The following is a 22,133-nucleotide window of genomic DNA, read 5'->3' on the forward strand; positions in this document are numbered from 1 at the left end:
ATTAAATCTCGTGGAAAGCAGCCGGAAAGGACAGGTGGGCGGGATTAATGTGTTCGCTTGTGGAGGAGTGCAAACAGATCTCTTTGAAGGTCTTCATTTTTCAGGTTATTCAACTTCTCAGTATCTATTTCATACCAGTCCGTTTTATGACCCAACACCCCGATAACGAACATATGGCCGGTCTGGGCCGGTTCTCCGGTCTTGGGGTGTTTCTTTGATAACGTAACGATTACATCTTTTTGTTTCGACATAAGGTGAATATAACTAAAATACAGGAACCTTACACCTTTTTCTTCACCCGGCTCCCCTACTCCGTTTACGCCTTCTTAAATGTCTTCAGGATAAGGCCGTAAAGGTCTTTTTCCCGGAAGGGCTTCATGAGCCAGTCGTTGAAGCCGGCCCTTTTAAATTCTTCAATGGCCGTTTGCGAGATATTGGCGGTCAGCGCATATGCCACCACCCCTGCTTTTTCGGGATCTTTATTTTTCCTGATCTTTTCCATCACATCCAGGCCGCTCATTCCCGGCATGTGCAGGTCCAGGAGCACAAGGTCGTAGTGGTGGCGGTCAAACAGCTCCAGTGCCGATTGCCCGCTTATCGCCATATCAAAGCGGCAATTCCAGCGGGTGAGGATCAATTTCAGCAGCAACAGGTTCATTTCCTGATCGTCAGCAACGAGTACATAACGGCCTTCCATTAAAGCGCCGGTTACCTGTTGCGGATCCTGCTGCGTACTCACGGCTGCCAGCGGTGCAGCTGCAATCGTATAAGGAATATGGCAGACAAACGTGGTTCCTTTATTCACCTCGCTGGTCAAAGAGATATCTCCCCCGTGCAATTTTATCAGTCGCTGCGTAATAGCCAGTCCCAATCCGGTTCCCTTCACTGCGGTGCGGGAAGATGACACCTGGTAAAAACGTTCAAACAGGTGGGTTTGTGCTGCTGCACTGATCCCTTCCCCGGTATCTGATACGGTAAGGTTGAACATGACCTTGCCATTTTCAGTTTTCAGTTTAGCCGTTACCGTTACATTACCCTGGTCTGTATATTTGATGGCATTACTCACAAGGTTCAACAGGATCTGCTGCAACCGAAAGATGTCGCCGCTTACCTGGCATTGCTCATCGCCCTCAAAGTTGGTATTAAATGACAGCTTCTTCTGAAAAGCCTGTACACGCATGGTGTTCATCACTTCTTCAAAAGCATGGTACAATACAAAGGGTTGCTGCTGGATAGAAATATAATCTTTCTCCAGTTTGGAGAAATCCAGTACATCGTTTACTACCTGCATCAGCATATCACCGGCTACTTCTATGGAATGCAGGATGCGCTGCTGTTGTGTATCCAATGCGGTATACGACAACTGCTCGCTGAAACCCACGATGGAATTGAGTGGCGTCCTGATTTCATGGCTCATATTCGTCAGGAAATCTGTGCGTACACGCGCCTCCTCCTCTGCTGCAAGCCTGGCCGCTTCCAGTCTGCGGTTATTATTCCTCACCACATAAATAAATAAGGCGATGGCTGCAAGACTTAGCAGCAATGCCACCAAAGCCCAGGCAGCAATACTTTTCATCTTGTTCACGCTGGCAGTTACAACGCCTTCTGCTCCCTGTTTTTTCAAGGCAAGTGCGGTGGCCGTCTGGTTTCTGAGAGCCGTAATCAATGTCCTTAGCTCCTCCAGCATGGCGATATTGGTCACAGCCAGGGATTGTTCTGCACTATTGATTTGCAGCCGGCTGCTCAGCTGCTTTTTCAATATATTTTTGTAATAACTATTGACGTCTGTAATGATGTTGCGCATCCGCTGCGCGTCATATTCCTCTTTATCGATCACCTGGCCACTTTTCGTTTTCACCGTGATTGCCATCTGTGCTTTAACCGTGTCTTTCTTATTAGCTAAAGCATTGCCCAGTCTTTTGAAAACGCCTTTTTTCTTACCGGTGTCCTGTTGCACATTGCTCACGGTATCCATCGTCACTTCTTCTTTCTTAATCTGCGATACTTTGTAGGCGGGAATACTGCTCAATAATTTATCTATCCTGTCATCTTTGATGGAACGGCTCAACATAGAATCCGTTGACTTTTTAAGCGCACCGATCTTCTCAGACACAGCTCCTTTCTCCCGGATCAATTCATCAAACTGCCTGGTGTTGTTTAATCCGTCGAGGGAGACGCTGATGGTATCTACCATCGATAATACATCACCCAATTGTGTAGAGAAAGTTTGCAGGTACTTTTTATCATACAACACCGTAAACATCCTGAAATTATTTTCAGCATCATTCAGGGTTAGTAAGGCGGCATCCATCAGCCGCATGCCAGGGTGCTCGCGTGACAGGTCATCGGTAGCTGCCAGTAACCCGCGGGTGCTCTCCCGGTGTACTTTGTAGCCCGACAATGTTAAAACAGCCAGCAACACAAATGCTACCAGCAAGCCGGTAATAAACAAAACTAGTGATCGACGCATATTACTTCATAGTTAAACCGTAATAAATGAACCGTCATACTTATACTACATGGGAACCGGGAATATTACGATACGTTTGAGGCATTATTGTTTTGGTTAGTGCAGACCGATTTAGTTAAGGGTCCTTCATAGTAGGTGGAAATTAAACAAAAAGTTTCAAACAAAAAACATAATAAATATCACTAATGTATTTTACCCGTAGGTAGTTGCAAGGTAAACGTACTTCCTTTGGCTATTTCACTCTTTACTTTCACTTTTCCTTTATTTTGCCGGGCAAATTCGTCGCATAACATAAGCCCCACCCCTGTACCGCGTTCTCCATCCGTACCATAGGCAGGTGCATTGTTAAATGAAAACAATGATCTGAGCTTATCCGGTGCTATGCCTACGCCACTATCAGCCACACTGAACAGGGTATTTCCATTCAATACCGTTCCCTGCAACTCAATAGTGTCGCCGGGTTTGCTGAATTTAACAGCATTGCTGATCAAATTCCGGAAGATGACGCTCACGTGGTCTTTGTCGGCATACATTGACAGTCCTTCCGGAATAGCTGTAGATATCTGTAGATTTTTTTTCAAAATACTTACCTCAAATAATTCCAGTATGTCCAACACCAACGGGTATACGTCAAAACTAACCGGCGCAGCACGGATGCCTTTCATTTGTCCTGCACTCCACTGCAACAAATTATCCAGAGAACCACGTACCTGTGTCACCTTTTCATTCAGACTGGCAGCCGCCTCCTTCATATCTTCGGCGGGGTACTCATCTTTCCCGAACATATCCAGTAATACTTCCAGCGTGGCCAGCGGACTACGGACATCATGAGCGATAATCGAAAAAAGTTTCTCTTTATCCCGGTTCATACGATACAATGCCTGCCGTTGTGCTTCTGTTTCTTTCTGAAAATCCTCATGTACCTGCTTGAAATACGTCAATATGATAATGGCGAACAGGAAGAAAATAACAACGTTAATGATAATCCTTGACACAGGTACCGGAACAGCCGGCGCCCAGTCAACCGGCGCAAAGTGCACCAACATGAAAGTGGTAATGATAAGAACAGCAAAAAAACGTAGCACCCATTTATTGTCGTAGATCAGGAATACGAGGATCAGGATATTGATGAGATAATATTCACACCCATTATGGAAAACCAATGCAGAAAAACCATACAGCAGGATACCATAACTAATTACCCAGATCCTGGCACCCTGGTAATTACTCCGGTAGTGAAGGAACAGCACAGCAAGGCCGCCCAGCATCATCAGCAGGTTTATCCCGGCCAATAAGAACCGCCCCTGTATGATATTCAGCACACAAAAGAAAAAAGTTAAAACGACTGCGGGCAATGACGTCAGGTTCAATAACTTGATACGACGGATTTCAATAAATGACATCAGGGGATGCACACCTATATTGATCACCAGATTCCAGTAACGCCAGATAATAAGTCGCGTATATTTCAAAAAGGTTCCGGGCATAAATGCTGCAAAGTTATATGTTTACATGTATCATCTCTCATCCAAAAAGAAATTTAAACAATTCTCTTCTTACTTGATAATTACAATTTGCGGTTACGTACAGACGTTAAGGTTACATGGCCCCTATCCGCTCAAATAATTTAAGGTAGCAAAATGCGATATTATTATATTTTTATACTTTCCTATTAAACTTAAAAGAAATACATGATCTATCGCAGCAAATCGGGGCGTTATGCTTTCTCTTTCATTTTCATCGTTTGTCTGACAATTATTTTACAGGCATGCAGTGACTCATCTCCCCGCATCCTGGTATTTATAAAGACCAGCGCCTTTCACCACAATTCCATACCAATGGCGGTAACAGCCATCCAAAAGCTGGGTAGTGAGCATGGCTTTAAGGTGGATACCACCAGTGATGCCAGCTGGTTTAAGGAGAGCAAACTAAAAAAATACCGGGCAGTCGTTTTTCTGAGTACCACCGGTAATGTGCTCAATGCAGATGAACAGGTAGCTTTTGAAAGATATATACAGTCTGGTGGCGGATTTGCAGGTGTACACGCTGCCGCAGACACGGAATATGGATGGCCATGGTATAATAAACTGGTGGGCGCTTATTTTAAAAGTCACCCCCACGACCCGAATGTGCGCAAAGGCATGATCATCGTTACAGATACCGCTCATCCTTCCATGAAGGGCCTCCCCACACAATGGGAACGTACCGATGAATGGTATAGTTATAAAAATATCAACCCGGATATTAAAGTACTGGCAAAGCTGGATGAAAGCAGTTATGAAGGTGGAGAGAATGGAGATAATCATCCGATTGCCTGGTACCACGCCTATGATGGTGGCCGCGCTTTCTATACCGGTGGCGGACATACGGATGAAACCTACCAGGAGCCGCTGTTCCTCCAACACCTGCTGGGAGGCATCCAGTACGCCATGGGCGATGGACAGCCACTGGACTACAGTAAAGCTTACGCCGTTAAAACACCGGAAGACAACCGCTTTACCAAAACCATCCTCTCCGATGACCTCAATGAACCGATGGAACTGGCGGTTGCCGCCGATGGCAGTGTATACTTTATTGAGCGCAGCGGTAAATTATACCGCTATGATCCGGCCAGCAACACGACCAAAACCGTATATACGTTCCCGGTAATGCCCGATACGAAAGTAGGATTTGGTAACGGCGTACTTGGCCTCACCCTTGATCCGAACTTTGCTACCAATCATTATATCTATTGCTTTCATACGCCACCGGCGGCCGTACCGGTTCAACATCTCTCCAGGTTTACCATTATCGGTAAAGATTCCCTTGACCTGGCATCTGAAAAGGTATTGCTGAAAGTGCCGCTGGAAAATGAAGTGAGCGCACATACCGGCGGCTCACTGGATTGGGATAAAGATGGTAACCTCTTTATCTCTACCGGCGACAATACCGTTCCTTTCGCATCCAACGGCTACGCCCCTATCGACGAAATCCCCGGCCGCATTACGTTTGATGCACAACGCTCTGCCGGCAATACCAATGATCTGCGTGGCAAAGTGCTGCGCATACATCCGGAAGCCGACGGCAGTTATACCATTCCCGCCGGCAACCTGTTTCCAAAAGGAACAGCCGGCACCAAACCGGAGATCTATGTCATGGGTTGCCGTAACCCTTATCGTATTTCGGTGGATCAGGCTACCGGCATCCTCTATTGGGGAGAAGTAGGCCCGGATGCAGGACAGGACGGAGAGCAGGGCCCACGTGGCTATGATGAGATCAACCAGGCGAAGAAAGCAGGCAACTACGGATGGCCCTATTTTGTTGGCGACAACAAAGCATATTTCCAGTATGATTTTGCCACCAAAAAAATAGGCGCCCTGTACAATGCAGCCGCACCGGTGAATAACTCGCCCAGCAACACCGGTCTGAAAGAACTGCCGCCCGCACAAAAAGCGATGATCTGGTATCCGTACAACCGGTCCACTGAATTTCCTGAGCTGAACAATGGTGGCCGCTCTGCTATGGCGGGTCCTGTATATCATTACGATGCTGCTTTACAGTCTGCCACCAAGCTGCCGGCATACTATGATAAAGCCCTTTTCATTTTCGACTGGATGCGCAACTGGGTGTTTGCCGTACGTTTGGATGATCAGCAACAATACAAACGCATGGAGCCGTTCATGTCTACCAACGGCGATTTCAGACGGCCTATTGACATGGCCTTTGGTTCCGATGGCGATATTTATATGCTGGAATACGGCTCCGTATACGGGATAGATAATGTGGATGCCCGTTTGGTACGGATCACTTATAATGGCGGCAACCGCGCACCCGTAGCCAATATCACTACCGTTGACACTGTAGGCACCGCGCCGTTGAAAGTAAATTTCAGCAGTAAAGACAGCTATGATTTTGATGAAGATGATCAGCTGACATATGCATGGTACTTTGAAGGCAATCAGAAAGGATCTGCTGAACCTAACCCTGTTCATACATTTGAAAAGAACGGTGTATACCAGGTGGTGCTACAGGTAACTGATCCTGCCGGGTTAACCAGCAAAGATACAATAGCTATAAAAGTAGGTAACACCTTACCGGTAGTAAAGATCACCACGCCGGATAACAGCACTTTCTATTTTGACCAAAAGCCCTTACACTACCAGGTAGCAGTAACAGATAAGGAAGATGTAACGATCAGCCCCGAAAGGCTGATGATCGGACTGCACTATGTACCGCGTGTAGCAGGCGCACCGCAAACAGGTCACCAGCTAACGGTACCGGCACATCCGGGTAAGCTCCTGATGGAAGGCAGCGACTGCAAAGCCTGTCACCAGCTGGATAAAGCCTCTGTAGGACCGGCTTTCATTGAAGTAGCCAAAAGATATCAGCATGATAAAAATTTCCTGGCCTATCTCACCAGCAAAATCATCAAAGGTGGCGGCGGCGCCTGGGGAGAGCATTCTATGAGTGCGCATCCACAGTTGTCTACCGACAATGCAGCTGAAATTGTGAAATACATTATGACGCTGACCACACAGCAACCAACGGTGAGCTTACCAACTGAAGGCAGCGTAGCATTGAAAGATCCCCGCGCCAAAGGCAATAAGGGCAGCTATATGCTTGCTGCTACCTACACTGATGGCGGCGGCAACGCAGTACCACTAACCGGCACCGCCCTGCTCGCCCTCCGCTCGCCACAGGTACCGGCAGGGGATGCAGATGAAGTACACAACATCAACCGCAGTAATGAACATCTCGGAGCTATCCATAACAAGTCATTCTTTGTACTGAAAGATATTGACCTGAAAGGGATCAACCGGATTGCTTACCGCTACTCCTCGCTGGACAAGGATGCCACATTGGAAGTGCATGTTAAAAACGCCACAGGCCCCGTGATCAGCAGACTGGACTACAAAGCCACAGGTAGCTGGGAAAAATACAAAGAGGTAACCGTTCCCATCAAAGATCCCGGTGGTAAAAATGATCTTTATTTTGTTTTCAGTAAAAAGGACAAGCCGGATCAGCATTTGTTTTCGCTGGAATGGCTGAAATTTATACAGTAAAAAGTAGTAAAAACAGCAGCGGTTACAAGGTCTTAGACTTTGTAACCGCTGCTGTTTTTAGCGTATCCTGAAAAAATATTTTATTCCATTTTCCACTGCTGACATAGGGTTGTCACCTGCCCATGTTTTCTTTGTATTACAAACAAACAATCACCCACTAAATACATTCAGCAGATGGAAAACAACACTATTCCTGTTATAGCACCCCTGTTTATTAATCCTGCAGCAGTCCTCGAACACTGGCAGGGACATCGCCGGCTGACCCGCCGCGTGATAGCGGCATTCCCCGAAGAACAACTCTTTACTTACAGTGTTGGCGGCATGCGCCCTTTTTCGGAGCTGGCGACAGAGATACTGATACAGTCATTAGGTCTTCCGGCAGTTGTATCCGGCGACTGGGAGCAGGCAGGCGAACAGGTGCAGCAAGCAAAAGCAACCCCGCCCCGGACAAAAGCGGAAATCCTAGCACAATGGGATGAGATGACGGATAAGATCAATGCAGTCTGGCCCCAGATAGCACCCGGCCGTTTCGCGGAGCTTGACACTGCCTTCGGACAATATGAAGGCCCTATTTATTCATTTATACTTTACTGGATCGATAATGAAGTGCATCACCGCGGACAGGGATACGTTTATCTCCGCGCCCTGGGAATTGCGCCCCCTCCTTTCTGGGACCGGAACTAAGACATTTCTTTATAAATACAAGAGGGCATCTCCGCTCCGGAGATGCCCTCTTTGTATATCGGTAAGTGATAAAATTAATCGGCATATTCCCTGAACTTCAGGCAGGATGGGCCTTTCATCGTTAGTTCAGTACCCGTTTTACGCAGTTTCCCTGTCTTCATATTCCGCTCAAACACAACCACATTTCCGCTGATCATATTGGCTACCAGCAGGAATTTCCCGGTGGGATCAATCACAAAATTCCGGGGATGATTACCACCCGTTCCTTCAGAACCTATTAGCTTTATCCTGCCATTACGCGCATTCACGGAATAGGTGAAAATGAGATTCTCTTTTCCGCGGGTTGTGGCATATAAGAAACGGCCATCCGGAGAAAAGTGGATATCCGCACTGCCATAATCTGTTACACCTTCTGCAACGTGCGCAGTAATCGTTTGTATACTATCCAGCTTGTCTGCCGCATATTTGTAAGCAGTCACCGTTCCCGACATTTCTTCTATACTGTAAACATATTTACCATTGGGATGAAATGCCATATGCCGGGGGCCACTACCAGGAGCGGTCCTGGTAAAGGGACGGTCAGTTGTGCGTAAAGGCTCATCCTGCTGCTCATCAAAGCGATACCCCCTGATTTTATCGGCGCCCAGGTCTGGTGAAAATATATAACGGAAATCCGGTGAAAAGAAAACGGCATGTATATGCGATTGTTTTTGCCTGCTTTTCATCACACTGCTATCGACAAACGGAATGACCTGTTTTGCAGCCCCTACGCTCCCACCATCATTCAAAGGAAAAACGGAGATACTGCTACCGCTGTAATTGCCGTTTACCAGCCACTGCCCGTTCTTATGACCGGTAACATATACCGGGTTGGCGCCGCCGCTGCTTTGTTCATTGATAAAACCAACGGAGCCATTCTTACGATCGAAGACATAGCTCCCGATACGGCCATCATCCTTCTTTTTTGATTGGGCAGCGGTATAAATATAGTTACCATCCTCTGAGATGGTCAGATAAGATGGATTGAGCATACCTTTTGCGGTGGTTACCGGCTGTAGTTGCCCGTTTGCAGGATCAAACCGGTAAACGTAAATGCCGCTGCTGTCCTTGTTTTCATTATAAGAACCGACAAACAGGTAAGTTTTTTGTGCACTGGCAAAGTAAGTGCTGAGCAGTATGCTGATCAGTAAGAAAGATAATTTGTGAGACAATGGTGGAATATTTACTTGTTATTAATGAATATATTTTATAATGTTTGATGTATTAAGATAACATATTAATCTTATAATATTTTTAAATAAATAGAGATGATTATCCGGATTTATAAAAAATCAACGTATAGCATAAGCCATTCCAAGCCTTTACCAGCCTTACTATAACGATTTGGCATCATTTTGGACAGTTGCGGGTAGATGATCATTATTCCAAAAATTTTAGCCATGAAACATGTATTGATAGCTTTAGCAACCTCAGTAGCACTCTTTTCCTGTCAGGGTAATACAGCCACAGAAACGGCCACTGCTATAGAAAATGCGAAACAAGCAACGATTGATTCTATGAATACGATCAGTGCAGTAAAACAAAAAGTAATTGATTCAATGAATACTGTTAATGCAGGTCGCAGCAGACATGCTGCTACAGCAACCAGCAACAGTCAGTATGAAAATAGCGGCGCAGCAGTTCCTGCAACAACGGAAACGCCTGCGGCAGCTCCGGCTCCTGCAAAGAAAAAAGGATGGAGCCATACTGCTAAAGGAGCTGTAGTAGGTGCGGGCGCCGGTGCTGTTACCGGAGCAATCGTCAATAAAGACCACCTGAAAGGAGCTGCCATCGGCACATTGATAGGCGCTGGCGCAGGTGCCGCCACAGGAGCCATTGTAGACCATAGCAAGAAGAAGAAGAGTGTTTCACAATAATATTACTGATCTGTAAAAAACAAAAGGCGTCTTCCAACCGAAGACGCCTTTTGTTTTTCTGTTAACTACGAGGAGTCCTTACAACGCCTTCCTTTCTTCACAAATATTTTTTATATTTAAGTACTTAATCCACGTAGCATGTCGCAGGTTATTCCAATCTTAAGGATTTTTGATTATACAAAAACAATTCAGTTTTATGTTGACTGGCTGGGCTTTGAAATCGTATGGGAACATAAGCCGGAGGGCAATCCTGTGTATATGAAGATATCAAAAGGAGATGCTGTTATAGACTTGTCAGAACATCATGGTGATTGCAGTCCCGGTGCGAAAATAATCATCGCCGATTTCAAAGGACTCAAAGCATTTCATTCAGAGCTGGCTACCAAGAACTATAAATACATGAACCCGGGATTGGAAAGAGCAGAATGGAATCCTGACATATTAATGATGACCGTGATAGATCCTTTTTATAACCAGCTTACTTTTGAAGAGAAAATTTAAGTAGTAAGATGATTACAGCGACTCAGCTGTATACCGTCATGCCTGCTAAAATACAAGCGCCTTTTAACAGGCATGACAGCCCTGACAGCAACACTTATTGCTGATTAAGTGGTACCAGTACCGGCTCCACCGCTTTACGCCAGATATCATATCCCTGGCTGTTCATATGCAACATATCTCCCAGGAAAAGTTCTTTACGCGGATTATTCTGATCATCCAGCATAGGTGTATAAATGTCAATGAATTTCGTATTTGCTTCCTTTTCCAAAAACTCGCGGATCAGCTTATTAGCAGCCATGGCTTTAGGCAGGAACACAGCCCGGGAAGGACTTGGTTTGATAGATATATAAGCGATGGGCACTTGCGGCAGCTGACTTCTGATCAGTGCATACAGGTTTTTGAACCGGTTTAAAATGGTATCGGCAGTGGCCCCCTCTTGCGGCAGGTCATTGTCTCCCACATATATTACTATCTGACGGGGATGATAAGGGAAGATAATATCTTTAGCAAAGTAGATGATATCATTGGTTACAGAACCACCAAAGCCCCTGTTCATCACCACATAATTACTAAAAGTCCTTTCCAGGTCGTGCCATTTTACAATAGAGGAACTACCTATAAAAAGGATGGGGTTAGCCGGTGGCGTGTAGATCTGGTCGTAACGGCGAATGGCATCAATGTCTCCCTGGAAATGGTTGACAGCTGGTGCAGCTTGAACGGTTTCTACGGTTTGTGCAGACAGGCTTCCGGTCAACCCACAAAAAGCCAGTAACGTGATGCAAAAAAGAATTCTCATTATATGTTAATTTATTTATCCTGATGATAATGTTTCCGTTTGTTGATCAGAGGCGTACTGTTTTGCCAGTGCGTGCCGATTCTTTTGCCGCCTCCAGGATGCGTACCACTATTACGTTATTTGGCAAAGCATAGAAGCTGTTATCAGGTACGGTGATCTTACCGCGTATAACATCCGACAGGTAAAGGAACGGATCTTCATATACAGGTATATCCGTTGCCGTTATACGGCGGGTGGTGGCGGGCAATGATTCTTTATTCCGTAGTACCAGCGTGTTTTTATCAGCTGCCATCAGGTAGCCTTTGTCGCCATATACCTCCATGTCCTTGCGGCTGAAGGGCCAGTTCCATGAGGCCTGGATAATACATTGCGTATCGGGATAATCTACGATGATGGTGGCATCATCTTCCACTTTTGGATAAATGGATGGTTTATAGTGACGGGTAACGGCAGTAACGGCAACGGGCAAACGATTTTTCATCATGCTGGTCATGAGATTGGCGCCATAGCATCCGAAATCCATTAAGGCGCCGCCGCCATTGAGTACAGGGTCCGTAAGCCAGGCCAGGAATGCCGGACTGCAACCTATCTCCTTCGGGCCCTGGTGGCCATCGTGGATCACTACTTTGCGTACTTGTCCAACATAACTGCTGTCCTGCACGAGCTGAAAAGTTTTGGCCACCGTAGGATACCAGCTGGTTTCATAATTTGTAAGGAGATGAATATGGTGTTTCCGCGCCAGTGCTTCCATCCGCAGCGCGTCTGCCAGGTTGGTGGCCAGCGGTTTCTCCACCATCACATGAATGCCGCGGGGGGCGCATGCCGCCACCACTTCCATATGACTGTATACAGATCCGAATGCGAGCACCGCTTCCGGCTTTACTTCATCCAGCATCTGTTCCAGGTTATTGTACACGATCTTAGCCGGGAAGCCATAGTGACGGGAAAAGCCGTTTACAAGCGCCGTATCCTTATCAAATACGCCGGCAAGCTGAATATCGCCTTTATCCGGGCGTCCCAGGATCCAGCCCACATGGCCGTGTGCCACACCGGCAACCGCTACCCGCAATGGCTGGGCAGTTGCGGAGAGCTGCCACAGGAGCACTAAAAATGCAGAGAAGAGTAATCGCATGCCTAAATTTATAAAATCCGTTCGCTATTTAATAATTATTTAAACGGACAAGGAATGGAGGGGCGTGTTAATAACCAGCTGCGAAAGCAATTACAATGATCGGCTACCTCAGAAGATAATCCCCGTAATGCTTTCACAGCTGGCTTACTTATGATTAATAAACGGCTGCGGAAGAAGTACCGGTTATGCTTACATTGTTAAATGTAACAGAACCGGTAGATGTAGTAATAGATTGTCCGTTAAAATAAAATGTATGCGACCCCGGCGCGGAACAATACATGTTTATGGTATAATTTCCGGCTGTCAGCGGACCGTAGGACCCACCGCCAGGATTCACATATGCACTTAAATTTGTTGGTCCGTATAAGTAAATAGCCAACGTATAGGTTGTGCCATTACTTACATTCAGGCCAATACTTAAAGGCTTTATAACATTTTTTTCTGCGTGCGTACTTAATAAAGGTAATACGGCGAATGAGCAGCAAACGAGGAGGATGCAAATGAGTTTTTTCATAACAATGATTATTTAATTGGGTTGAGGCAGCTTCCAATTGTATGAGGGTTGTTATACAATATAACGCGCCCGTTTCACAAATGCAAGCATTTTCCAGCCTTCTTAAAAATCATTATTGTGTGCCTCCTGCACCCGTTCGCTTTCATTTTACATCTTAAATACCTTACCGCCTACCATTACTTCCTGTGTAGCCTCATCAAAGGTAGCCTTCATACCGGTGCGGTAAGCGGCGTTCCCCATGATCAGGGCAATAGAGTGTGAATAGGCCGCTTCAATCGGCGCATTGGGTTGCTTACGTTCACGCACACACGTCATCCAGTTACGGACGTGTGCATTGGTGAGGGAGTCACCGCCGGTATTGGCACCTGTTTCTACTTTCTCCTGTGTGTTCAGCGTCATGGAAGGGAGCAGGTTGGCATGCATGCCCATTTCTGCTGCTTCTTTTTCAGTGAGCCCACCGGTAGAATTTATTTTATTGGTAGACATATCAATGGTACCACCATTGGAATAATAGATTTCTTTCGTACCACCGGCAGAGTTATGAAAACGGCTGCTATACATCACCTGGAATCCGCTGGTGGGATCATCTTCCGGACCATATTCAAATACGGCGGTGAGGGTATCAGGGTTCTTGCGGCCATCTTTCCACATATAAATGCCGCCGTTGGCAACAGCACTACGTGGATGTTTCAGTCCACTGAACCAATGCACGGTATCAATCTGGTGAGTCATCCACTGGCCAAAGATGCCGGAAGAATAAGGCCAGAACAAACGGTATTCAAGATATTTGCGCGGATCCCAGCTGTCTTGCGGACGTCCGGCCAGGAAGCGTTTCCAGTCGGTATCGGATTCCTTGATGGACTTCACCAGGTCTGGTCTTCTCCAGCGTCCGGGCTGATTTACATTCCAGGTCATTTCCACCATAGTAATGGGGCCGAACTTACCTTCCTTGATGAAGTTAGCAGCAGCATGATAGCTGGTACCACTGCGGCGCTGAGTACCTACCTGCATAATCCTTTTGGATTCTTTCACCGCTTTCAGGGCATTGCGTGCATCTTCCATTGTTTCAGCGAAAGGCTTTTCACTGTACACGTCGCACTTGTTCTTTACCGCCTCAATCGTAAAATGCGCATGTTGGAAATCAGGGGAAGCAATGAAAACAGCATCCAGGTCTTTCACACGATACAGCTCATCATTATTCATACATGCCTGTACGTTATGACCCGTTTTCTGTTGCAGGAAAGCCTTTCCTTCTTCCCTTCTTCTGTTCCAGATATCTGATACTGCTACCAGGTCAAAGTTCAGCTCCTTGTTATTATTAAAGAAAGATGGTAACAGGGCTTGCCGCGCACGGTCGGAAAAGCCTACCAGTCCTACGTTTACACGGTCGTTGGCGCCCATGATGCGTGCATAGCTGCTGGCAGGAACGCCCATAGCAGTGATGGTAAGACCGGCGCCTGCCATCAACGATTGTTGCAGGAACTCCCGCCTTGATTTTTTGGATTGAGACATTTGATATAAATTTTAGAGTAGTTGTTTTATTTTTTAGGATCAACGCCGTAAGCCTCTCTTAGCTGGCGTTGCAGGTAGATTACTGCGGGTTTGTATTCTGTAACCGGGTCTGTCCAGCGGCATTCCATCATGATACGTCCACTGTAGCCTATTTTTTTCAGTGCGGCCAGGTAGGGACGGAAATCATCTCCTGCTACACCCGGTGGTGTTCTTTTCTCTCTTTCTGCAATATGGCAATGTACCAGGTTACCTTTTGCCTTTTCAATATTGGCAGCTGGTTCATTTTCTTTCAGCATATGATAGATATCTGCCGTCAGGCGGAAATTAGGATGATTAACGGCGGTAACGATTTCGTTGGCTTCTGCCAGGGTGTTTATAAAATTGGTTTCTGTGCTGTTGAGATTTTCCATGGCAATGGTGCGGTCATATTTAGCAGCTACAACGCCCATCTTGCGCGCCAGCTGGATGAACTGCTGCTTTGCGGCTTCTCTGTCAATACCCTCCGGCATTTTGCGGGAGCCACCGCTTCCCAATACTATGATGCGGATACCGGCTATACGCGCGCGTTGCATTACTGTATCTACATAACCCAGCACCTGTGCTTCATTTACTTCGGGACCTACAATTTTGATGTTGGCGGGAATGAATACGTTACAGCTCTCCAGTTTGCAACGGGTATTCCTGATCAAGGGTAGCTGTTTGTTAAATTCTGCTTCGGTAAGTGAGGGTGAAAGTAGCTTTTTGACTGTCTCCTCCATGCAGGTAAATCCACTTGCTTTAGCAAGACTATCATTTCCATAAGATGTAGTAAGGCCGATGACCGGCAATTTCTGTTGTGCATTCGATTGCAATATTGTACCTGCAAACAGGCATAAAGCCAATATCAGTGCATGTTTCATACGTGGGAAGGCCGGTTTTTTGTGTATAGCCGTGGGATAAATTAATACTTATAGCTGGAAAATCAAAATGGGATCTTTAAAAGATCTATTCAACAGGAAGTTACGCCTATATTTTGCGCGGTTTTTAAATTTTAAAGGTCTGCGCGTTATTTATCAAGTTATAACATCTCCCCAAAAATCTATTCCTGCAAAAATGGACATGTTTTACTCAATCCCTCTTCCGCACGGTTTCGTCCATTTCCTGCGCAAGGGCACGTGAAAATGAATCCTTTCCTTTCAGGTGTGCTTCCAGGAAACTCACCGTTAATTTTGTAACAGTATGATACAACTGGTTATCCTTACAGTTCCCTGATGCTCTTACAACATCCGGCAGACAGCTAAAATCCTGATGGGTGGCTGAATCAACGGTCAGGATTAGTTTTTTATCTGCTGCCACTTTTTCGGCAAAATTATAGACAGAATCCTGTTGCGCATCACCCCCAGGCGCACTTTCGAACCGGAGATAAGGAACCTTAATGGCGAGATTTTTAAAATCGCCGGAATTTCTGATCTCTTCAAAGTCGGCATCTTCGTCTGCCGCCTGTTCATAGTGATGAAATTCAGACCCCTCCAGTGAAACCAGGCAATCCACCTCCGGAATCTTACCGGCCAGCAACGTACCTGATAAACCACCCCAGCTATAGCCTACAATGCCAATCCTGGAGAAATCTATATCCGGACTCCCTGCTACATATTTCAGGGAAGCAATTGCATCATTGACCTGTTCCAGCATATCCTCATTTTTCATGGTCATATCACCGGGAAAACGCCCGATTGAATTCACGGACAGCACCACAAACCCTTTTTTCGCCAGCGTTTCAAACAGCATATAATTTTCATACCCCATACTATTATAGCTCGCCAGATAGATGACCAAAGGAAAACGCCCTTTGGCAGGAACGGCATTTCTATAAGAGGCAGTCTTGTAAGGCAGTAGTCTGGTGGAATCGGAACACTTAACACCTTCACAAAATGACTGGGCTATTTGTCCGCTCATACCTGTGGCGGTGTTGGTAGCAGTATAATAATTAGCCCTGTTTACCAGCACATGTAAGAAATCACTGAACACGAGGAGCGAATCAGGTTGAACGGTTTCAGCAGGATACCATATATCAATGTCTAAAGGACGATAATGCAGGGCATCACTACTATCTGTGTCGGGCTTATAAACCCTGGATCTGTCTATGGTCTGCGCTATTTTGTACCCAACATTATATGCTTTCTCCTGCGCCGTATCAAATAGACCACAGGCAGACAGGATTAAAAACGGGAGTGCAAATAACAGGGCATCAGGCCAATGAGATCGGGGCATATGAAACTATTTAGATAGTAATTATAATAAGAAAAACTGGTAATTTTCTTCCTATTATGAGCAAAGCCCTGTGAGTTGATACATGCACGCAAAACAAACCAGGCCATCATGACTTAGCTACCAAAAAAGTGGAGGACCCTGCCGGGAGAAAACAGTCAACAGGGTGAACTAAATTGCCGGTTATTTTGCCTGCAAAGTAGCTGTGGGAGGAGGTGTATTGGAAAAAATACAAACTTTCTTCAGGTTCATAAAAAACGTTATTTTGCGTAAAATTATAAATGCTATCCTTAGCATCAGAGCCGCGAACCAAAATAAATGCTGATAGCATTCCTCTCACGTATTCATTATCCACTAAAAATTGAAAAATGAAAATCTTAAAAAGAATTTTATTAGTCATCGTGACTATCATCGTCATTGCCCTGATCACTGCATTATTTATAAAAAAGGATTATACAGTAGAACGGGAGATTACGATTAACAAGCCTGCACAAGAAGTTTTTGCTTATATCAGCCAGTTAAAAAACCAGGATGCTTACAGTGTGTGGAATAAGCTGGACCCGAATATGAAGAAAAACTACAGCGGCACTGATGGTACTGTTGGTTTTATTATGGCATGGGATAGCGATACCAAAGAAGCCGGCAAAGGTGAACAGGAGATCCTGAAAATTACACCGGGAGAAAGAATGGATACCAAACTCCGCTTCAAAGCACCTATGGAAGGCGAAGCGGATGCCTACATGATTACGGAACCTTTAAGTGAAAACCAGACAACCGTAAAATGGGGTTTTAGCAGTGAAATCAAATATCCTTTTAACCTCTTCCTGCTTTTTATGGACATAAAAGGCATGATCGGCAAGGACCTGCAAACAGGGCTCGACAATCTTAAAGCAGTACTGGAAAAGCAATAGAAGAGATCCATATCACTGGAGGGAAAGATACCCTACCCTTGTACTGGTTGCCGAAAAGCCGCCTCCAGGCCACTTCCAGGCGCCGGTAATGGTGTTGCGGTCTTTACTGATCCTTCCCCTGAAAACAGCCGCCGCACCCGGCGACAAATCGAAAGTAGTGGTGCTGATACCAGGGAGAAATCCGAGTCCTCTGATGATAATGGTATCAGCAGTTACTACGTAAGTATACGTGAAAGCACTCCCCATATTATCGAAACTGTGCGAGGTACATACCCTGTTTAGTTCATCATAGCCGATGATCTCGATTCCCTTGCTATGCACAAGATGTATGTGTTGTACAAGAAAAAATCCGCCTTCCATCCACTCAAAAGAAAACTGTCCGCGTAACTCCTCGTGAGAGCTGAAATCCCGTCCTGTCATATTCCACGTACCCACCAGCACATCCAGGCTTCTGAGCGCAGGATTAGGCCGCGGCACCTGGTATTGGTCCGGTATATTGTTGGTTTTGTCAGCCATATTGATTTGCCCTTAGTATTAGTAAAGCATCCCCTGTTGGGTTATTCATAAAACCACCCGTATGGTGATGTATTTCCCCTATAAATCAAATTGTTCACAATTGGATTTTACAATACAAATTAAAGGCGATTAGTTGAATAAAAGAGGGTGTAAATCTGACAATTAAGGGGGTTAAATGTGACAGGTCCGTATCACCGTCTTTCCAGGTGTTTCTTTGCTGCCTGCGCCATCGTCACCACACTGGCGCCTAACATGATGACATCTTTAATAACCAGCCGCCCGGCGCCACTTAAATAAGGGAAACCGTGTTGTGCATCTCCCAAAGCCGGTACCCATGTTTCCGGTGTCGTAACCAGGAATGAAAGCGTAACGATTGACATGCCAAAACTCAGGAAACTGCCTACAGCAGAGACACCGGGAAAAAGAGGATATAAGGCGATGAGTACCCCTATCAACACAATAACAGCACCTAAACCATAGGAGAATATATAGGTATTATTGGCTTCATGCCAGCTGATGTTGTCGGGTTTATACTCCCCTTCTTTATTCATGTGTTTTTTATATTCCGGCGCATCATAGTGATAAAAGAAATTCATGACAGGACTGTTCGCCACAAAAGGTACAATGCCCGTAGCTTCATACGGAAAGGCTTTTAAGCCGCCAATCCATACCAATACTATCACCAGCCCGATGCGGCATAAATGTATACCTGTATTCTGAAGGGAAGCCGCATATGTAAAAAATCTGTTCATCATATTCATTACCTGATTATTAATATGCAAAGTTGCCATACTATTTCTTCTTAATAAATAGACAAATGGCATTATGGGATGGACAAATACCCCCTGCGTATGTCCCACTCAGATTCACGGAACAGTTTTGGCGACAGGCCGATATGTTTTTTAAAAAAGCGGCTGAAATAGTATTCATCCTTAAATCCCAGGACGGCTGCTATCTGTTTCACCTGGTTACTGGTGTGCAACAGCTCCCATTTTGCTCTTAATAAAAGTTTTTCATGGATCAGGGTCGAAATACTTTTCCTGAAATACTGCCGGCTGCTATTACTGAGGGCTTTCAGGGAAATGTGCAGGCTATCTGCATAAAATGAAGGTTTATGTTGGGCAGAAAAATGCTCGTTGATTAATGTAATTAATTTCTCCAGCTGTGGTGGAATTGTTTTTACAGGCCCCATCACCGGTGATTGCGCCGTCTTTAGCCGCGTTAGTTTTACCAGGAAAATTTTGAGGTAAGAAAAAACGAGTTCCCCTTTTGCAATTTCATCGACCGCTGTTTCCGCTTCAATATGACTTAATAACTGCAGCAGTTCCTGATCTTCTCCCGCTGCAATAACGATGGGGAAAATATCGAATACCTGGTTAAATAAAACGCCGTTACAGCCTACTTCATGCTGATAGGTTTCAATGCAAAAAAAGTTGGGATGAAACAGCAGCAACAGGGCCTTCGTTCTGCTTTCAGGCTGTAATGCAAAGGCCTGGTAATTATTAAAACAATAAATAGTACCGCCGGTATAAGCCGTTACTGAAAAATCTGTTTCAATCATCCCCGCTCCTTCCTGCACCCATAATATGCTGAAATAATTGGAATGACTTTGCCATATCCTGGCTGATGTATCAACAGTAGATATGATTACAGGGGCTTTATCCTGGCAGGCTTTATAAACATTTAAGGGTGGTTTGCCTGTGATCATGCATACTGATATTAAATGACTGGTAATAATTTTAAAAAGATCAAGTTAAGATATTTTCCCTGGCTTGCCGGGAAGTAACGGTCACCGGTATACTGACTTTATGGGCTTCTTTTTTAGTGCAGCCAGCAATAATAGTATAAATGCAATTATTTCCAATATGGCAGATACAGCATGGGCATATTCCCATTTCAGGCGTAACAGCAGCCAGTTGGTGGGCATAACGGTCCAGTTGGCAGTTTGTTGATTGGCGGGGTAAGTGAAAGCGAAAAAAAGGATCATTGCAGCGATATAACAGATCAGTGCAATAAGTGTAAGGCGGAATATGCTACCGGTTTTTCGCACCAGCAGCAGGAGTAAAAAGCTGAAGAGGATAGCGCCCATCTGGAAAACTCCCAGCACTGCCCATCCGCTGTAAATCATTTGTACCGTTTTATAGGCCTCCTCAGACAACGCCATCTTATTGGGCATTGCCAGTAAATGCGCCATACCCGGCCCCAGCGTAAGTCCTGCAAACAGCAGGCTTACAAAGCGTATTACTTTTATCAGATCTCCCCTCACCATCATTTTGTATAAAATTTACATGGTCCGTATCAGGCACACAACCCCGGATACAATTTCCTGTGGTCATGCCTCAAAATTACATCCCTGAAGTTAAGATTTTTACCTTACTTTGTTGTGTATACAGGTAACCAGCCCGGCCCTTGTGTAACCCTTTCTGCATACCTGTTTCTTTTGCAAAACCTTTATTTCTTATGCAACCCGTCTTTTTAAAATCTCCCTCAGCTACGCATGATCCCCGCAAAAGTGTGGTAAATGATTTTCATCCCGGTAGTGTGAAAGATGGATCGTCATCCCGCTATACTGATCAAAGGGTAGAAACTGTTGCACAGCGGAAACTACAGACGGCAGCAGATAATAGCAGCCAGGTAAAACAGGCGGGCCATCTGGCTGGCATGGCAACAACATTTTCACGGCCATTGCAGCGCGTAGCAGCTCCTGCCAATGCAGTGGTGCAAAGAAAGATCCTGTTGAGAAATAATAAGGTTTATTCAGATATTGTGAAGGAAGATACCGGTCCTGTTATAAAAATGAAAAAATCACGGGACAATTTTTTAATGCAAAACCTGGACGATATCAGCAAGGTGAATGCAGGCAAGGCTGAGGACGTGCATATCCTGAGCCCGCACCGGCACTTAATAGGAGAAACACATACTGCCAGCCAGTTTGCACAGGCCGTGACAGACTGGGGATGGGGAGCGCGGCAACTACGGGAAAACTTATCTGATAACAAGTTGATGCCGCACAAGGCAGGAGATAAACTCAGGGCAACCAAAGGTAGCACTGAATACGGGTCGCTTCCACTGGAAGATACGATGGTTAAAAACCTGGCAACTGCTGTTATTTCAAGAGATGACCTGCGCAACCTGTCTCAGATCTACAAGTTAGTAGCACTGCAAAAAATAGTCGCAGAAGAAAAAGAAAAAGAAAAGAATAATGAGGATAAAATAGTGTCATTGGAGTCAATACTGGGAAGTCTTACGCCATTGATTATAGACGATAAGAAAAATGATGAAAAGGAAAAGGAAGAACCAAAGCATCCGGTACCCTCTCTCCGGGCAGACAGGCCATCGATCAACAACATAGAAGTTGCCAATACTGCCTTGCAGGCACTCCATCAGATCGCTGCCATCCTGGAGGATCTGACAAATTATGCGATCAAAGAGAATTCTTTATTGGGTTTCTTCTCCGCAAGAGATCTTCCAAAAGAAATCCTTACTATGCTGGAAGAAGGAAATCTATTTGAAACACTGGATGAGGTAGGCCTCTCCATCCGTGCATTTATACGAGGAAACACCGTACCCGACGTAGCCGTTTTAAATAAAGGTATTGCCCTGATGGATCATGTCATTACCTTCTACAAACTGATCATTGAAAAGCACCAACCGGATCTTTTTAAAAATTACAATGTGGCAGCGGCTGACAACCTTGACTCACTGGATGCACCAAGAGAAGAAAAAATGGCACAGCATATTGCGCAAAGCCCAATCCCTTCCCTCACAAAAGTAGGACGCGACCATCTACCGGGACTTCATAATAGAAATATACCTGCGGCCTTATTATTCCATAGCTATGCTAATTTCCAGGAAGCCAGCAAAGCACCGAATGTATTTAGCCGCATCTAAC

The 22,133-nt window shown here is 45.4% G+C and carries 20 protein-coding genes; 6 read left to right on the plus strand and 14 right to left on the minus strand.

Annotated elements, in window-relative coordinates:
* Positions 1-44: 44 nt before the first annotated feature.
* The 3 genes from ABQ275_RS11410 to ABQ275_RS11420 form a co-directional block, all read right to left on the minus strand.
* On the minus strand, positions 45-251 hold the full coding sequence (locus tag ABQ275_RS11410) for a hypothetical protein (protein ID WP_349318433.1): 207 nt from the start codon (positions 249-251) through the stop codon (positions 45-47).
* A 65-nt stretch (positions 252-316) separates the two neighbouring features.
* Positions 317-2,470, minus strand: coding sequence for an ATP-binding protein (locus tag ABQ275_RS11415; protein WP_349318434.1), 2,154 nt, complete (start codon positions 2,468-2,470; stop codon positions 317-319).
* A gap of 182 nt (positions 2,471-2,652) precedes the next feature.
* The gene (locus ABQ275_RS11420; protein ID WP_349318435.1) at positions 2,653-3,957 is read right to left on the minus strand and encodes a HAMP domain-containing sensor histidine kinase; all 1,305 of its coding nucleotides are present in this window, start codon (positions 3,955-3,957) and stop codon (positions 2,653-2,655) included.
* 204 nt (positions 3,958-4,161) lie between these two features.
* Here ABQ275_RS11420 and ABQ275_RS11425 point away from each other — a divergent pair, with 204 nt between their 5' ends.
* Both ABQ275_RS11425 and ABQ275_RS11430 read left to right on the plus strand, forming a co-directional pair.
* Positions 4,162-7,512 carry a ThuA domain-containing protein gene (locus ABQ275_RS11425; RefSeq protein WP_349318436.1) on the plus strand — a complete coding sequence of 1,117 codons (3,351 nt, stop codon included), beginning with the start codon at positions 4,162-4,164 and terminating at the stop codon, positions 7,510-7,512.
* 174 nt (positions 7,513-7,686) lie between these two features.
* Entirely contained in the window at positions 7,687-8,196 is a 510-nt protein-coding gene (locus ABQ275_RS11430; protein WP_349318437.1) for a DinB family protein, read from the plus strand.
* A 74-nt stretch (positions 8,197-8,270) separates the two neighbouring features.
* Here ABQ275_RS11430 and ABQ275_RS11435 read toward each other — a convergent pair whose 3' ends face one another.
* On the minus strand, positions 8,271-9,407 hold the full coding sequence (locus ABQ275_RS11435; RefSeq protein ID WP_349318438.1) for a lactonase family protein: 1,137 nt from the start codon (positions 9,405-9,407) through the stop codon (positions 8,271-8,273).
* 228 nt (positions 9,408-9,635) lie between these two features.
* Here ABQ275_RS11435 and ABQ275_RS11440 point away from each other — a divergent pair, with 228 nt between their 5' ends.
* Together ABQ275_RS11440 and ABQ275_RS11445 are read left to right on the plus strand one after the other, a co-directional pair.
* The gene (locus tag ABQ275_RS11440) at positions 9,636-10,112 is read left to right on the plus strand and encodes a YMGG-like glycine zipper-containing protein (protein ID WP_349318439.1); all 477 of its coding nucleotides are present in this window, start codon (positions 9,636-9,638) and stop codon (positions 10,110-10,112) included.
* Positions 10,113-10,250: 138 nt separating this feature from the next.
* The gene (locus tag ABQ275_RS11445) at positions 10,251-10,613 is read left to right on the plus strand and encodes a glyoxalase superfamily protein (protein WP_349318440.1); all 363 of its coding nucleotides are present in this window, start codon (positions 10,251-10,253) and stop codon (positions 10,611-10,613) included.
* Between the two features lie 94 nt (positions 10,614-10,707).
* Here ABQ275_RS11445 and ABQ275_RS11450 read toward each other — a convergent pair whose 3' ends face one another.
* The 6 genes from ABQ275_RS11450 to ABQ275_RS11475 form a co-directional block, all read right to left on the minus strand.
* Positions 10,708-11,409 (minus strand): GDSL-type esterase/lipase family protein, encoded by a 702-nt coding sequence (locus tag ABQ275_RS11450; protein WP_349318441.1) that lies wholly within the window; start codon positions 11,407-11,409, stop codon positions 10,708-10,710.
* A gap of 46 nt (positions 11,410-11,455) precedes the next feature.
* Positions 11,456-12,541 (minus strand): Gfo/Idh/MocA family oxidoreductase, encoded by a 1,086-nt coding sequence (locus ABQ275_RS11455; RefSeq protein WP_349318442.1) that lies wholly within the window; start codon positions 12,539-12,541, stop codon positions 11,456-11,458.
* Positions 12,542-12,695: 154 nt separating this feature from the next.
* The gene (locus tag ABQ275_RS11460; protein WP_349318443.1) at positions 12,696-13,055 is read right to left on the minus strand and encodes a hypothetical protein; all 360 of its coding nucleotides are present in this window, start codon (positions 13,053-13,055) and stop codon (positions 12,696-12,698) included.
* A gap of 147 nt (positions 13,056-13,202) precedes the next feature.
* Positions 13,203-14,567, minus strand: coding sequence for a Gfo/Idh/MocA family oxidoreductase (locus ABQ275_RS11465; protein ID WP_349318444.1), 1,365 nt, complete (start codon positions 14,565-14,567; stop codon positions 13,203-13,205).
* 26 nt (positions 14,568-14,593) lie between these two features.
* Positions 14,594-15,466, minus strand: coding sequence for a sugar phosphate isomerase/epimerase family protein (locus ABQ275_RS11470; RefSeq protein WP_349318445.1), 873 nt, complete (start codon positions 15,464-15,466; stop codon positions 14,594-14,596).
* A gap of 208 nt (positions 15,467-15,674) precedes the next feature.
* Positions 15,675-16,817: a CocE/NonD family hydrolase gene (locus ABQ275_RS11475; RefSeq protein WP_349318446.1), complete on the minus strand. Its 1,143-nt coding sequence runs from the start codon at positions 16,815-16,817 to the stop codon at positions 15,675-15,677.
* 365 nt (positions 16,818-17,182) lie between these two features.
* Between ABQ275_RS11475 and ABQ275_RS11480 the strand changes: the two genes are divergently transcribed.
* On the plus strand, positions 17,183-17,725 hold the full coding sequence (locus ABQ275_RS11480; protein ID WP_349318447.1) for an SRPBCC family protein: 543 nt from the start codon (positions 17,183-17,185) through the stop codon (positions 17,723-17,725).
* A gap of 12 nt (positions 17,726-17,737) precedes the next feature.
* Here the strand turns inward: ABQ275_RS11480 and ABQ275_RS11485 are convergent, their stop codons facing one another.
* From ABQ275_RS11485 to ABQ275_RS11500, 4 genes are all read right to left on the minus strand, one after another.
* Positions 17,738-18,241: a hypothetical protein gene (locus ABQ275_RS11485; protein ID WP_349318448.1), complete on the minus strand. Its 504-nt coding sequence runs from the start codon at positions 18,239-18,241 to the stop codon at positions 17,738-17,740.
* Positions 18,242-18,432: 191 nt separating this feature from the next.
* Positions 18,433-18,996, minus strand: coding sequence for a DUF417 family protein (locus ABQ275_RS11490; protein WP_349318449.1), 564 nt, complete (start codon positions 18,994-18,996; stop codon positions 18,433-18,435).
* Between the two features lie 68 nt (positions 18,997-19,064).
* Complete coding sequence (locus tag ABQ275_RS11495) at positions 19,065-19,949, minus strand: AraC family transcriptional regulator (protein WP_349318450.1); 885 nt, start codon at positions 19,947-19,949, stop codon at positions 19,065-19,067.
* A gap of 81 nt (positions 19,950-20,030) precedes the next feature.
* On the minus strand, positions 20,031-20,513 hold the full coding sequence (locus ABQ275_RS11500; protein ID WP_349318451.1) for a hypothetical protein: 483 nt from the start codon (positions 20,511-20,513) through the stop codon (positions 20,031-20,033).
* Positions 20,514-20,701: 188 nt separating this feature from the next.
* Between ABQ275_RS11500 and ABQ275_RS11505 the strand changes: the two genes are divergently transcribed.
* Positions 20,702-22,132: a hypothetical protein gene (locus ABQ275_RS11505; RefSeq protein WP_349318452.1), complete on the plus strand. Its 1,431-nt coding sequence runs from the start codon at positions 20,702-20,704 to the stop codon at positions 22,130-22,132.
* The last annotated feature ends 1 nt before the right edge of the window (position 22,133 follow it).

It is taken from the genome of Chitinophaga sp. MM2321, from assembly GCF_964033635.1.
Lineage (GTDB): Bacteria > Bacteroidota > Bacteroidia > Chitinophagales > Chitinophagaceae > Chitinophaga.

Bases quoted from the DNA above. Each gene is read 5' to 3' on its own strand.
- ABQ275_RS11410 (WP_349318433.1), bottom strand. From the start codon at position 251: ATGTCGAAACAAAAAGATGTAATCGTTACGTTATCAAAGAAACACCCC.
- ABQ275_RS11415 (WP_349318434.1), bottom strand. From the start codon at position 2,470: ATGCGTCGATCACTAGTTTTGTTTATTACCGGCTTGCTGGTAGCATTT.
- ABQ275_RS11420 (WP_349318435.1), bottom strand. From the start codon at position 3,957: ATGCCCGGAACCTTTTTGAAATATACGCGACTTATTATCTGGCGTTAC.
- ABQ275_RS11425 (WP_349318436.1), top strand. From the start codon at position 4,162: ATGATCTATCGCAGCAAATCGGGGCGTTATGCTTTCTCTTTCATTTTC.
- ABQ275_RS11430 (WP_349318437.1), top strand. From the start codon at position 7,687: ATGGAAAACAACACTATTCCTGTTATAGCACCCCTGTTTATTAATCCT.
- ABQ275_RS11440 (WP_349318439.1), top strand. From the start codon at position 9,636: ATGAAACATGTATTGATAGCTTTAGCAACCTCAGTAGCACTCTTTTCC.
- ABQ275_RS11445 (WP_349318440.1), top strand. From the start codon at position 10,251: ATGTCGCAGGTTATTCCAATCTTAAGGATTTTTGATTATACAAAAACA.
- ABQ275_RS11450 (WP_349318441.1), bottom strand. From the start codon at position 11,409: ATGAGAATTCTTTTTTGCATCACGTTACTGGCTTTTTGTGGGTTGACC.
- ABQ275_RS11455 (WP_349318442.1), bottom strand. From the start codon at position 12,541: ATGCGATTACTCTTCTCTGCATTTTTAGTGCTCCTGTGGCAGCTCTCC.
- ABQ275_RS11460 (WP_349318443.1), bottom strand. From the start codon at position 13,055: ATGAAAAAACTCATTTGCATCCTCCTCGTTTGCTGCTCATTCGCCGTA.
- ABQ275_RS11465 (WP_349318444.1), bottom strand. From the start codon at position 14,567: ATGTCTCAATCCAAAAAATCAAGGCGGGAGTTCCTGCAACAATCGTTG.
- ABQ275_RS11470 (WP_349318445.1), bottom strand. From the start codon at position 15,466: ATGAAACATGCACTGATATTGGCTTTATGCCTGTTTGCAGGTACAATA.
- ABQ275_RS11475 (WP_349318446.1), bottom strand. From the start codon at position 16,817: ATGCCCCGATCTCATTGGCCTGATGCCCTGTTATTTGCACTCCCGTTT.
- ABQ275_RS11480 (WP_349318447.1), top strand. From the start codon at position 17,183: ATGAAAATCTTAAAAAGAATTTTATTAGTCATCGTGACTATCATCGTC.
- ABQ275_RS11485 (WP_349318448.1), bottom strand. From the start codon at position 18,241: ATGGCTGACAAAACCAACAATATACCGGACCAATACCAGGTGCCGCGG.
- ABQ275_RS11490 (WP_349318449.1), bottom strand. From the start codon at position 18,996: ATGATGAACAGATTTTTTACATATGCGGCTTCCCTTCAGAATACAGGT.
- ABQ275_RS11495 (WP_349318450.1), bottom strand. From the start codon at position 19,949: ATGATCACAGGCAAACCACCCTTAAATGTTTATAAAGCCTGCCAGGAT.
- ABQ275_RS11500 (WP_349318451.1), bottom strand. From the start codon at position 20,513: ATGATGGTGAGGGGAGATCTGATAAAAGTAATACGCTTTGTAAGCCTG.
- ABQ275_RS11505 (WP_349318452.1), top strand. From the start codon at position 20,702: ATGCAACCCGTCTTTTTAAAATCTCCCTCAGCTACGCATGATCCCCGC.